Here is a 12,130-nt window from a genome sequence, read left to right on the forward strand (position 1 = left end):
TCACCGTTTGCTTTTGATGATGGTGCCCAGGCCTTGCAGATAGGCCACCAGCGCGTCCATTTCAGTCTTGCCCTTCACGGCATCCTTGGCACCGGCGATGTCTTCATCGGTGTAAGGCACGCCCAGGGTACGCAAGACTTCCATTTTCTTGGCGGTGTCTTTGCCGTCGAGCTTGTTTTCTACGAGGAACGGGTAAGCCGGCATTTTCGACTCAGGCACTACGTTGCGCGGGTTGTACAGGTGCGCACGCTGCCAGTCGTCGGAGTAGCGACCGCCCACACGGGCCAGGTCCGGGCCGGTACGCTTGGAACCCCACAGGAACGGGTGGTCCCAGACGCTTTCACCGGCAACCGAGTAGTGGCCATAGCGTTCGGTTTCGGCGCGAAACGGACGGATCATCTGCGAGTGGCAGCCGACACAGCCGTTGGCGATGTAGACGTCGCGACCTTCCAGTTCAAGGGCGGTGCGTGGCTTCATGCCTTCGACCGGCTTGTTGGTCACGTCCTGGAAAAACAGCGGAACGATCTGGGTCAGGCCGCCGATGCTGACGGCGATGACCATGAAGAAGGCCAGCAGGCCAATATTCTTCTCTACTGTTTCGTGCTTCATCAGTGAGCTCCAACTACGGCGATCTTGGCGGCGGCTTCAGCTTCAGCCGGGTCAGAGGCACGAACGGTGCGATACACGTTGTAGGCCATGAACAGCATGCCGCTGGCGAAGAACGCGCCGCCCAGGGCACGGACGATGAAACCAGGGTGGCTGGCTTGCAGCGCTTCAACGAACGAGTAGGTCAGGGTGCCGTCGTCGTTGATTGCACGCCACATCAGGCCCTGGGTGATGCCGTTGACCCACATCGAGGCGATGTAGAGCACGGTGCCGATGGTGGCGAGCCAGAAGTGAGTGTTGATCAGGCCGGTGCTGTGCATCTGCGCACGACCGAACAGTTTCGGGATCATGTGGTAGATCGCGCCGATGGAGATCATCGCAACCCAGCCCAAGGCCCCGGCGTGTACGTGGCCGATGGTCCAGTCGGTGTAGTGGCTCAGGGAGTTGACGGTCTTGATGGCCATCATCGGGCCTTCGAAGGTCGACATGCCGTAGAACGCCAGGGAAACCACCAGGAACCGCAGGATCGGGTCGGTGCGCAGCTTATGCCAGGCGCCCGAGAGGGTCATCATGCCGTTGATCATGCCGCCCCAGCTCGGAGCCAGCAGGATGATCGACATCGCCATGCCCAGGGACTGTGCCCAGTCCGGCAGCGCGGTGTAGTGCAGGTGGTGCGGGCCGGCCCAGATGTACAGGGTGATCAGCGCCCAGAAGTGGACGATGGACAGGCGATAGGAATAGATCGGACGCTCGGCCTGTTTCGGCACGAAGTAATACATCATCCCCAGGAAGCCGGTGGTCAGGAAGAAGCCCACGGCGTTGTGGCCGTACCACCACTGGATCATCGCGTCGGTGGCGCCCGAGTAGGCCGAGTAGGACTTGAAGAAGCTGACCGGCAGGGACGCGTGGTTGACGATGTGCAGCATGGCGGTCACGACGATGAAGGCACCGTAGAACCAGTTACCGACATAGATGTGCTTGGTCTTGCGCTTGACGATAGTGCCGAAGAACACCAGACCGTAGGTCACCCAGACGATGGCCAGCAGAATAGCCAGGGGCCATTCCAGCTCTGCGTATTCCTTGGTGGTGGTGAAACCCATCGGCAAGGTCACGATCGCACCGACGATGACCGCTTGCCAACCCCAGAAGGTGAAGGCGGCGAGGCTGTCGGAAATCAGTCGCGTTTGGCAGGTTCGCTGCACGACGTAATAGGAAGTGGCAAACAACGCACAACCACCGAAGGCGAAGATCACCAGGTTGGTGTGCAGCGGGCGCAGGCGTCCAAACGTCGTCCATGGCAGATCGAAGTTCAACTCCGGCCAGACCAGTTGCGAGGCGATGAATACACCGAGCCCCATGCCAAGGATCCCCCAGACCACCGTCATGATGGCGAACTGGCGGACTACCTTATAGTTATAAGCAGTCGGACTGATTGCTGTGCTCATTCTAAGGTTCCACGGTTTGGGTGTTTTATTAGGATAAAAATCGGTCGCAAGTATGGAGAAAGCGGGGGGTCATTGCAACGCGCCATGACCTGGGTCAATGCTTTCCAAAGCAGATTCTGCGGCCTTTCCATGTGCTGAGTAGGGACAAAATTGGCCCTCGGTAAAATGTCGCAACGAAGGAAAGAGGCGAGGGGGGCAGGTCGGTTGTAACGGGGTGTGTTCGAGCACAGCGTTCGGGTGATGCCAGGCAACTGTCGCAACAGCCGGTATTCACCTGCCTTTGCGGCCTTTTTGTCGAACGATTGTCGAACGCATCGGGTCGGGTCGACCTGAAACCGGCAGTCGCCAGCGCACGCAGAGGCAAGCTTAGACTTGATTCCGGGGAACCGAAAGGAAGACGAAGGGAGGGTGCGACAATGCGTCGCGCAGGGGCACGAAACAGCCGCATCCAGATGGATGTGGCTGTTCGCGTGGTCAGGATTTATTCGCTTTTGCGTTCAGCTTGCAGACGCTCGGCGCCCGCCGCGTGGGACAGGCTGTAGACGTAAGCCGCGAGCAGTTGCACCTTGTCATTGCCGAGCAGCTCATTCTGCGCCGGCATATGGCCCTGGCGGCCATGACGGATGGTCTGTTGCAGTTGCGCCAGGCTGGTGCCGTAGATGAAGCCGGCCGGCAAGGTCAGGTCTGGCGCGCCCATGGCTTCGGTGCCTTTACCGTTGGCACCGTGGCAGGCAACGCAAGTGGTGTTGAACGCTTGCTGGCCTGCTTGCAGGTCGGCGCCGCTGTCTGCTGGCAGCGGCAGGCCCGCCAGATCATGGCGCACATACGCGGCCACGTTCTTGACGCCGGCTTCGCCCAGCACTTCGCCCCAGGCCGGCATCGCGGCCATGCGACCGCCCATGATGGTGGCCTTGATGGTTTCGGCACTGCCGCCCCAGCGCCAGTGGCTGTCGGCCAGGTTCGGGAAGCCGAAGGCACCCTTGGCGTCCGAGCCGTGGCAGACCGAGCAGTTGGAGGCGAACAAGCGGCCACCCATCTTCAAGGCCTGTGGGTCCTTGGCGACTTCTTCCACCGGCATGGCGGCGAATTTGGCGAAGATCGGCCCGAACTTGGCGTCGGCCCTGGCCATTTCCTTTTCCCATTCATGGGCGCCGGTCCAGCCATTTTCGTAGCCGGGCAGGATGCCTTTCCAGTTGCCCAGGCCCGGGTAGAGAACCAGGTAGCCGACGGAAAACACCAAAGTGCCGGCGAACAACAGGAACCACCACTGCGGCAGCGGGTTGTCGTACTCCTCGATGCCGTCGAAGCTGTGGCCCATGGTCTGGTCGACACTGCCCTTGGTCTCGCCCTTGCGGGTGCCGATCAGCAGCCAGGTCAGACCGATCAGGCTGCCGATGGTCAGTACGCTGATCCACGTACTCCAGAAGGTGGTCATGGCCGGGTGCTCCTTGTTGCAGGGTCTTGGGGGTTGGCGATGTCGGCGGATGGCTCGTCGGCGAACGGCAGCAGGCGCGCCTGGGCGAACTCCGAGTTGCGCTTGCTGCTGAATACCCACAGGGTCAGGCCGATGAAGGCCACGAACACCACGACCGTGCCCAGGCCGCGGATCATTCCAGTGCTCATTTCAAGGAACATAGGCTCACCTCTTGCTCTTGATGGCAGTGCCGAGCACTTGCAGGTAGGCCACCAGGGCGTCCATCTCGGTCTTGTCCTTGAGCGAGGCCACGCTGCCGGCGATGTCGTCGTCGGTGTACGGCACGCCCAGGGTGCGCATGGCGCGCAGCTTGCCTTCGGTGTGGCTGCTGTCCACCGCTTGGGTCACCAGCCACGGGTAGGCCGGCATCTTCGACTCAGGCACGACGTTGCGCGGGTTGTACAGGTGGGCGCGATGCCAGTCATCGGAGTAGCGCGCGCCGACCCGGGCCAGGTCCGGCCCGGTGCGCTTGGAGCCCCACAGGAACGGGTGGTCCCAGACGCTTTCACCAGCTACCGAATAGTGGCCGTAGCGCTCGGTCTCGGCGCGGAACGGACGGATCATCTGCGAATGGCAGCCGACGCAGCCTTCGCGGATATAGATGTCGCGACCTTCCAGTTGCAGCGCGGTGTAGGGCTTCATGCCGTCCACCGGTTTGTTGGTCACGTCCTGGAAGAACAGCGGCACGATCTGGGTCAGGCCGCCAATGCTCACGGCCAGAACCATCAGCAGCATCAGCAGGCCGACGTTTTTTTCGATTGTTTCGTGTTTCATGGCGGACTCCTCAAGCCATCTGCGCGGCAGCGGCGGCTTCGGCAGGCTGGTAGGCCCGCACGGTGCGCCAGGTGTTGTAGGCCATCAGCAGCATGCCGAGGAGGAAGATCGCCCCGCCCGCCAGCCGTACGACGAAGCCTGGGTGGCTGGCCACCAGGGTTTCAACGAAGGAGTAGGTCAGGGTGCCGTCCTCGTTCACCGCACGCCACATCAGGCCCTGGGCGATGCCGTTGACCCACATGGAGGCGATGTACAGCACGGTGCCGATGGTCGCGAGCCAGAAGTGCGCGTTGATCAGGCCGATGCTGTGCATCTGGGGGCGGCCGAAGACTTTCGGGATCATGTGATACAGCGCGCCGATGGAAATCATCGCCACCCAACCCAAGGCACCAGCGTGTACGTGGCCGATGGTCCAGTCGGTGTAGTGGGAGAGGGCGTTGACGGTCTTGATGGCCATCATCGGGCCTTCGAAGGTCGACATGCCGTAGAACGCCAGGGACACCACCAGGAACCGCAGGATCGGGTCGCTGCGCAATTTATGCCAGGCACCCGACAGGGTCATCATGCCGTTGATCATGCCGCCCCAGCTCGGTGCCAGCAGGATCAGCGACATCACCATGCCCAGGGACTGTGCCCAGTCCGGCAGCGCGGTGTAGTGCAGGTGGTGCGGGCCGGCCCAGATGTACAGGGTGATCAGCGCCCAGAAGTGCACGATGGACAACCGATAGGAATACACCGGACGCTCGGCCTGCTTCGGCACGAAGTAATACATCATCCCCAAAAAGCCGGCGGTGAGGAAAAAGCCCACGGCGTTGTGGCCGTACCACCATTGCACCATCGCATCGGTGGCCCCGGCATACACCGAGTAGGATTTGGTGAAGCTCACCGGCAATTCCAGGTTGTTGACGATGTGCAGGATCGCCACGGTCAGGATGAACCCGCCGAAGAACCAGTTACCGACATAGATGTGTTTGGTGTTGCGCTTGGCCACGGTGCCGAAGAACACGATGGCGTAGGCGACCCAGACGATGGTGATCAGAATGTCGATCGGCCATTCCAGTTCGGCGTATTCCTTGGAGCTGGTGTAGCCCAGCGGCAGGCTGATGGCCGCCAGCAGGATCACCAATTGCCAGCCCCAGAAGCAGAACGCGGCGATTTTCGGCGCGAACAGCTGTGTCTGACAGGTGCGTTGCACCGAGTAGAACGAACTGGCGAACAGGGCGCAGCCGCCGAAGGCGAAGATCACCGCGTTGGTATGCAACGGGCGCAGGCGGCCGAAGCTGGTCCACGGCAAATCGAAGTTGAGCTGTGGCCAGACCAATTGGGCCGCGAGAAAAACCCCGAGCCCCATGCCGACGATGCCCCACACCACCGTCATAATGGCGAATTGGCGGACCACCTTGTAGTTGTAGGCGGTACTGATAGATGTGTTCATGGTTCCCCATCCACGGTTCAGCCGAAGTGAGCGCTTGCGCAAGGCAGCGCGGCATTCTTCGCCTGGAGTTATAGGCAGACTAAAAGCGAGGCAAGCATGGACAAACAGCACAAGGCCAGTATTGACGGGGATCAATGGGCGCGATGTGTGGCCGAACACGGTTGGCTATGGACGGCGGCGCAAACGGGTGTCAGCGCCGAGCCACCGACCCTGATCCTGGCCCATGGCGCCGGCGCACCGATGGACAGCGGGTTCATGAACGAAATGGCCGCGCGCCTTGCCGGGCATGGCATCAACGTGTTGCGTTTTGAGTTTCCCTACATGGCTCAACGACGCCTGGACGGCGGTAAACGTCCGCCGAACCCGGCTCCCAAGTTGCTGGAATGCTGGCGTGAGGTGTACGCCACGGTGCGGCCTTATGTCGCTGGGCGGTTGGCCATTGGCGGCAAGTCCATGGGTGGGCGCATGGCGAGTTTGCTGGCCGATGAGCTGAAAGCTGATGCCCTGGTGTGCCTGGGGTATCCCTTCTACGCGGTGGGCAAACCGGAGAAACCGCGGGTCGAGCACTTGGCAGCCTTGAAGACCCGGACCTTGATCGTCCAGGGCGAGCGCGATGCCTTGGGTAACCGCGAGGCGGTGCAGGCTTACGTGCTGTCACCGAGTATCGAGGTGATGTGGCTGGTGGCGGGGGATCATGATCTGAAACCGCTGAAGGCCTCGGGGTTTAGCCATGAGCAGCATCTGGAGGCGGCGGCGGGCAGGGTGGCCGGGTTTCTTCAGTAGGTTCCTTGCCGACTATCAAGGCCTCATCGCGAGCAGGCTCGCTCCCACAATTGGAATGCCTTTGAATGAGCAACCTTGACCCTCTGAGGGAGTAAGCCTGCTCCCACAATTGGAATGCCTTTGAATGAGCAACCTTGACCCTCTGTGGGAGCGAGCCTGCTCGCGATAGCGGCCTGTCAGGCAACAAAAAACCCGGAAGCTTTCGCTGTCCGGGTTTTTCATGAGGCAGGCTTCTACTTCTATCAGCGGTTGAACCGCTCCACCAGCGAATACTGCGTATTGGCGGTGCGGGTCAGTTCTTCGCTCAGTAGCGCCGAGCTGTGGGCCTGGCCCGAGGTCTGGTCGGCCAGTTCCGAGATGTTGCTGATATTGCGGCTGATCTCTTCGGCCACCGAACTCTGCTCTTCGGTAGCGGCAGCGATCTGGGTGGTCATGTCGGTGATGTTGGCCACCGCTTCACTGATGCCCACCAGCGCCGCGTCCGCCTCCATGACCCGAGCCACGCCTTCTTCGGCCTGGCGGTGGCCGGCATCCATGGTCTGCACGGCATTGGTAGCGGTTTGCTGGAGTTTGGCGATCAGGGCGTGGATCTGCCCGGTGGACTCACTGGTACGTTGCGCCAGTTGGCGCACTTCGTCCGCCACCACGGCAAAGCCGCGACCCATCTCACCGGCGCGGGCCGCTTCGATGGCGGCGTTGAGGGCCAGCAGGTTGGTCTGGTCGGCAATGCCTTTGATCACGTCCACCACGCCACCGATCTCGTCGCTGTCCTTGGCCAACTGGGTCACGGTCTGCCCGGTCTCGCCCACCACCACCGACAAGCGCTCGATGGCTTCACGGGTTTCCCCGGCGATGTCGCGTCCACGACTGGTCAGGCGATTGGCTTCCTGGGTGGCGTCGGCGGTGCGTTGCACGTGGCTGGCGACTTCCTGGGTCGTCGCGGCCATCTCGTTGACGGCGGTGGCCACCTGTTCGGTCTCCACTCGCTGGCGCTCCAGCCCACTGGAGCTGTTATGGGCCAGCGAGTTCGACTGCCGCGCCTGCTCGTTGAGGTGTTCGGCAGTGTCCTGCAACCGGGTCAGGCAGGTTTTCAGGCGAGCTTCCTGGCTGAGGATCGACATCTCCAGGCGCGCCTGGACGCCTCGACTGTCGGTGTACATCCGGGCGATCAACGGATCGGAGGTGGTTTGCTCGGCCAGACGCAGCAGGCGCTTGATCCCGCGCTGTTGCCATTGCAGGCCCATCAGGCCCAGGGGCACCGAGAGTACGGCAGCCAGGGCAAAGCCCCAGGAGGAATTGAGAAATGCGCCAACGACGAAGCTCAATTGGCTGACCAGGATAAACGGCAGCCAGTCCTGCAGGATCGGCAACCATTTGTCGCTGCGCGGGATCGCCGGCTTACCCTGGTTGATGCGTTGATAGAGCGCTTCGGCCCGAGTGATCTGCTCGGCGCTGGGCTTGACCCGCACCGACTCGTAGCCGATCACCTGGTTACCTTCGAACACGGGGGTGACATAGGCGTTGACCCAGTAATGGTCACCGCTCTTGCAGCGATTCTTGACGATGCCCATCCATGGCAAGCCTTGTTTGAGCGTGTTCCACATATGGGCGAACACGGCCGACGGCACATCGGGATGGCGTACCAGGTTGTGGGGCGAGCGGATCAGTTCCTCCTTGGAAAACCCGCTGATTTCAACGAACGCGTCGTTGCAATAGGTGATCACACCTTTGGCATCGGTAGTGGAAATCAGACGTTGTTGGGCCGGGAAGGTCCTTTCGCGTTGTGTGACGGGCTGGTTGTTACGCATGGTGTGTAGATCCGCAAGGCTTTGAAAGGTTGTCGGCGCCGTCAGGTTTTTATTGAAGTTATTTTTCCGGTCGGTATCACGCCAGCATCGGGTAGGTAAATAGGGCGAAATGAAGCAGATTGAGGCCAAAGTGGGCGGCAATCGCCGCGCCCAGCCCACCAAAGCGATAAGCCAGGCCATAACCGACCCCCGCCATGCCCGACAGCAACACCCATTGCCATCCCGCCCCGGCATGCACCAGGCCGAACAGCAGCGAGGCCAGGACCAATGCGAGATTGTCGCCATAGTTCAGATGTTTGAAGCGTCGGCTCAGGCCACCCTGAATGTAGCCACGAAACAGCGCTTCCTCCACCAACGTCACCAATAAAAGATTATTGAGTACCCATATCCAGGCCGGCTCCGGCCACTTCGGTGCCCAATGGATCATTCCCAGCAGCATCGCCCCGCCCAGCGCCAGCACGGCGCTCAGGGTCAGCCCCAGGGCCGTGGCCTGTAGCGACAGGCGAAACGAGCGCCTGCCGACGATCCAGGGACACGCCAGCAGTAACCAGAAGCCGATCAGTGGCTTGTCCTGGTTCAGGTACATGGCAAACGGCACGGCATCGTCGGTAAAACGTTGCGGCGCGATTGCCCGGCCATTGAAAAAACCCGGCATCCAGTGCAAGGCCAACGCCAGGGCCATCACCACAAACAGGGCGTGGCCGAGAAACTGCCCGACCGGTGTCTGCTGCTGGCGCACCGCATACCCGGCGAACAGCAGCAGCGCGACCGAGATCGCAGCAGTCCAGGCCAGATGGCCGAAGGCCAGGGCCAAGGCATAGCCGATGGAAAGGAAGGCCAGGTATGGCCAGGGCAGGGCAGGCATATCACATCCTTTGAGACTGAAGAACCGTTTGTGGCGATGGTGATGGCAGGACCGGCGGGATTATAGGCAGACCCATACGAAAACACCGCCTATTAACAGGCGGTGTTTTCGTAAGACGCTTCTTTTTATTCTGAAATCAATTGCCGTAGGACGTAGTGCAAAATCCCCCCAGCCTTGAAATATTCCACTTCATTCAAGGTGTCGATCCGGCACAGCACTTCAATCCGCTCCTGGCGGCCGTCCTCGCGGGTGATGACCAGTGGCAGGTTCATGCGTGGCGTCAGTTCGACGTCGCTCAGGCCCAGGATGTCCAGGGTTTCCTTGCCGGTGAGGTTCAGGCTCTTGCGATTCTGATCGAGCTTGAACTGCAACGGCAGCACGCCCATGCCCACCAGGTTGGAGCGGTGGATGCGCTCGAAGCTCTCGGCGATCACCGCCTTGACCCCCAACAGATTGGTGCCCTTGGCGGCCCAGTCCCGACTCGAGCCGGTGCCATATTCCTGTCCGGCGATCACCACCAGAGGTGTGCCCATGGCCTGATACAACATGGCGGCGTCGTAGATCGGCATTTTCTCGCCACTGGGGATGTAGATCGTATTGCCGCCTTCTTCGCCGCCGAGCATTTCATTGCGGATCCGGATATTGGCGAAGGTGCCGCGCATCATGACCTGATGGTTGCCGCGTCTTGAACCGTAGGAGTTGAAGTCCCGGGGCTCCACGCCCTGTTCGCGCAGATAACGGCCGGCCGGGCTGTCGGTCTTGATATTGCCGGCCGGAGAGATGTGGTCGGTGGTCACCGAGTCGCCGAGCAAAGCCAGGATTCGTGCGCCTTCGACATTGTTGATGGCCGGTGGCGGCCCACTGATGTTCTCGAAGAACGGCGGGTGCTGGATGTAGGTCGAGTCCGATTGCCAGACGTAAGTCGCGGCTTGCGGCACCTCGATAGCCTGCCATTGCTCATCACCGGCAAACACGGCGGCGTATTCCTTGTGGAACATGCTGGTGTTGACCTGGGCCACCGCGTTAGCGACTTCCTGGCTGCTGGGCCAGATATCGCGCAGGTACACCGGGTTGCCGTCGCGGTCGTTGCCCAGCGGTTCACTGCTGATGTCGATGCGCACCGTGCCGGCCAGGGCATAGGCGACCACCAGGGGCGGTGACGCCAGCCAGTTGGTTTTTACCAACGGGTGCACGCGACCTTCGAAGTTACGATTACCCGACAGCACCGAGGCCACCGTCAGGTCGGCGCTCTGGATGGCTTTTTCGATCGGCTCGGGCAACGGCCCCGAGTTGCCGATACAGGTCGTGCAACCGTAACCCACCAGATCGAAACCCAGTTTGTCCAGGTACTCGGTCAGCCCGGCGGCCTTGTAGTAATCGGTGACCACCTTCGAACCTGGTGCCAGGGAACTCTTGACCCACGGCTTACGGGTCAGGCCTTTCTCCACGGCTTTTTTCGCCAGCAGCCCGGCGGCCATCATCACGCTGGGGTTGGAGGTGTTGGTGCAAGAGGTAATGGCCGCAATCACCACTGCGCCGTTTTTCAGGCGATGGGTCCGGCCCTCGAACTCGTATTCGCTTTCCCCCACCTGATCGGCGTTGCCTACCGCGACCCCACCGCCGCCTTCGCTTTCCAGGCGGCCTTCTTCCTTGCTGGTGGGCTTGACGTTCAGGCCCAGGAAGTCGCTGAAAGCCTGGCCGACATTCGGCAGTGAGACCCGGTCTTGAGGACGCTTGGGCCCGGCGAGACTGGCCTCGACACTCCCCATGTCCAGTTCCAGCGTGTCGGTGAATACCGGTTCCTGGCCGGGCAGCCGCCACAGGCCCTGAGCCTTGCAGTAGGCTTCCACCAACTTCACGGTTTCGGTCGGACGTCCGGACAGGCGCAGGTAGTCCAGGGTCACGTCGTCCACCGGGAAGAAACCGCAGGTGGCGCCGTATTCCGGGGCCATGTTGGCGATGGTGGCGCGGTCGGCCAGCGGCAGGTCGGCAAGACCGTCGCCATAGAACTCGACGAATTTGCCCACCACACCTTTCTTGCGCAGCATCTGGGTGACCGTCAGCACCAGGTCGGTGGCGGTGATGCCTTCGCGCAGCTTGCCGATGAGTTTGAAACCGATGACTTCTGGAATCAGCATCGACACCGGCTGGCCGAGCATGGCCGCTTCGGCCTCAATCCCGCCGACGCCCCAGCCTAGTACACCGAGGCCGTTGATCATGGTGGTGTGGGAATCGGTGCCCACCAAGGTGTCCGGGAACGCATAGGTCCGTCCGTCTTCCTCTTTGGTCCACACGGTGCGGCCCAGGTATTCGAGGTTGACCTGGTGGCAGATGCCGGTGCCCGGTGGCACCACGCTAAAGTTGTCGAAGGCGCTCTGGCCCCAACGCAGGAAGGCGTAGCGCTCTCCGTTGCGCTGCATTTCGATGTCGACGTTCTGTTCGAACGCCTGGCTGCTGGCGAAATTGTCCACCATCACCGAGTGGTCGATCACCAGGTCCACGGGTGACAGCGGGTTGATCCGCTGCGGATCGCCACCGGCCTTTTCCATGGCGGCGCGCATGGCGGCCAGATCGACCACGGCCGGGACGCCGGTGAAGTCTTGCATCAGTACCCGAGCAGGACGGTATTGAATTTCCCGGTCGGAACGACGCTCCTTCAGCCAGCCGGCGAGGGCCTTGAGATCGGTGCCGGTGACCGTTTTTTCATCTTCCCAGCGCAGCAGGTTCTCCAGCAGCACTTTGAGGGACATGGGCAACCGGTCCAGGTCTCCCAGGCTTCGGGCAGCGTCGGGCAGGCTGAAATAGTGGTAAATCCTGGCGTCGACTTGCAGCGTTTTAAGGGTTTTCAGGCTATCGAGGGACGGCATTGAAATGACTCCTTTGAGTCCGCACGGCTACGGACTGACGGGACGGACAGAGCCTTTAACCTAGCCCTGTTTT

At 61.3% G+C, this 12,130-nt stretch carries 10 protein-coding genes; 1 reads left to right on the forward strand and 9 read right to left on the reverse strand.

The annotated features are described in order from the left end of the window. From ccoO (GKKCFE_RS07545) to ccoN (GKKCFE_RS07570), 6 genes are all read right to left on the reverse strand, one after another. Positions 1-609, reverse strand: coding sequence for a cytochrome-c oxidase, cbb3-type subunit II (ccoO, locus tag GKKCFE_RS07545; protein ID WP_014339380.1), 609 nt, complete (start codon positions 607-609; stop codon positions 1-3). After that, positions 609-2,051: a cytochrome-c oxidase, cbb3-type subunit I gene (gene ccoN / locus GKKCFE_RS07550; protein WP_047227187.1), complete on the reverse strand. Its 1,443-nt coding sequence runs from the start codon at positions 2,049-2,051 to the stop codon at positions 609-611. The genes ccoO (GKKCFE_RS07545) and ccoN (GKKCFE_RS07550) overlap by 1 nt, the downstream gene beginning before the upstream one ends. A 481-nt stretch (positions 2,052-2,532) precedes the next feature. Continuing rightward, complete coding sequence (ccoP, locus tag GKKCFE_RS07555; protein WP_047227188.1) at positions 2,533-3,486, reverse strand: cytochrome-c oxidase, cbb3-type subunit III; 954 nt, start codon at positions 3,484-3,486, stop codon at positions 2,533-2,535. Next, on the reverse strand, positions 3,483-3,686 hold the full coding sequence (locus GKKCFE_RS07560; RefSeq protein WP_047227189.1) for a cbb3-type cytochrome oxidase subunit 3: 204 nt from the start codon (positions 3,684-3,686) through the stop codon (positions 3,483-3,485). Before GKKCFE_RS07560 ends, ccoP begins: the two co-directional genes overlap by 4 nt. A gap of 4 nt (positions 3,687-3,690) precedes the next feature. Then, positions 3,691-4,299 carry a cytochrome-c oxidase, cbb3-type subunit II gene (ccoO, locus tag GKKCFE_RS07565; protein WP_076385616.1) on the reverse strand — a complete coding sequence of 203 codons (609 nt, stop codon included), beginning with the start codon at positions 4,297-4,299 and terminating at the stop codon, positions 3,691-3,693. A gap of 10 nt (positions 4,300-4,309) precedes the next feature. Then, positions 4,310-5,734, reverse strand: coding sequence for a cytochrome-c oxidase, cbb3-type subunit I (ccoN, locus tag GKKCFE_RS07570; RefSeq protein WP_014339375.1), 1,425 nt, complete (start codon positions 5,732-5,734; stop codon positions 4,310-4,312). A 96-nt stretch (positions 5,735-5,830) separates the two neighbouring features. On the opposite strand from ccoN (GKKCFE_RS07570), the gene GKKCFE_RS07575 reads away from it, so the two are divergent. Next, positions 5,831-6,517, forward strand: coding sequence for an alpha/beta family hydrolase (locus tag GKKCFE_RS07575; RefSeq protein WP_188252454.1), 687 nt, complete (start codon positions 5,831-5,833; stop codon positions 6,515-6,517). A gap of 242 nt (positions 6,518-6,759) precedes the next feature. Here GKKCFE_RS07575 and GKKCFE_RS07580 read toward each other — a convergent pair whose 3' ends face one another. From GKKCFE_RS07580 to acnA, 3 genes are all read right to left on the reverse strand, one after another. Continuing rightward, on the reverse strand, positions 6,760-8,325 hold the full coding sequence (locus GKKCFE_RS07580) for a methyl-accepting chemotaxis protein (RefSeq protein ID WP_188252453.1): 1,566 nt from the start codon (positions 8,323-8,325) through the stop codon (positions 6,760-6,762). 76 nt (positions 8,326-8,401) lie between these two features. Further along, positions 8,402-9,190, reverse strand: a complete 789-nt coding sequence (locus tag GKKCFE_RS07585) for a CPBP family intramembrane glutamic endopeptidase (protein WP_188252452.1) — start codon at positions 9,188-9,190, stop codon at positions 8,402-8,404. A 125-nt stretch (positions 9,191-9,315) separates the two neighbouring features. Then, a complete protein-coding gene (gene acnA / locus GKKCFE_RS07590; RefSeq protein WP_339492600.1) occupies positions 9,316-12,057 on the reverse strand; it encodes an aconitate hydratase AcnA in 2,742 nt (913 codons plus the stop codon). Positions 12,058-12,130: the final 73 nt, after the last annotated feature.

The organism is Pseudomonas sp. E141, assembly GCF_052659885.1.

Coding starts and splice junctions, on each gene's coding strand:
- ccoO (WP_014339380.1), bottom strand. CDS start 609: ATGAAGCACGAAACAGTAGAGAAGAATATTGGCCTGCTGGCCTTCTTC.
- ccoN (WP_047227187.1), bottom strand. CDS start 2,051: ATGAGCACAGCAATCAGTCCGACTGCTTATAACTATAAGGTAGTCCGC.
- ccoP (WP_047227188.1), bottom strand. CDS start 3,486: ATGACCACCTTCTGGAGTACGTGGATCAGCGTACTGACCATCGGCAGC.
- GKKCFE_RS07560 (WP_047227189.1), bottom strand. CDS start 3,686: ATGTTCCTTGAAATGAGCACTGGAATGATCCGCGGCCTGGGCACGGTC.
- ccoO (WP_076385616.1), bottom strand. CDS start 4,299: ATGAAACACGAAACAATCGAAAAAAACGTCGGCCTGCTGATGCTGCTG.
- ccoN (WP_014339375.1), bottom strand. CDS start 5,734: ATGAACACATCTATCAGTACCGCCTACAACTACAAGGTGGTCCGCCAA.
- GKKCFE_RS07575 (WP_188252454.1), top strand. CDS start 5,831: ATGGACAAACAGCACAAGGCCAGTATTGACGGGGATCAATGGGCGCGA.
- GKKCFE_RS07580 (WP_188252453.1), bottom strand. CDS start 8,325: ATGCGTAACAACCAGCCCGTCACACAACGCGAAAGGACCTTCCCGGCC.
- GKKCFE_RS07585 (WP_188252452.1), bottom strand. CDS start 9,190: ATGCCTGCCCTGCCCTGGCCATACCTGGCCTTCCTTTCCATCGGCTAT.
- acnA (WP_339492600.1), bottom strand. CDS start 12,057: ATGCCGTCCCTCGATAGCCTGAAAACCCTTAAAACGCTGCAAGTCGAC.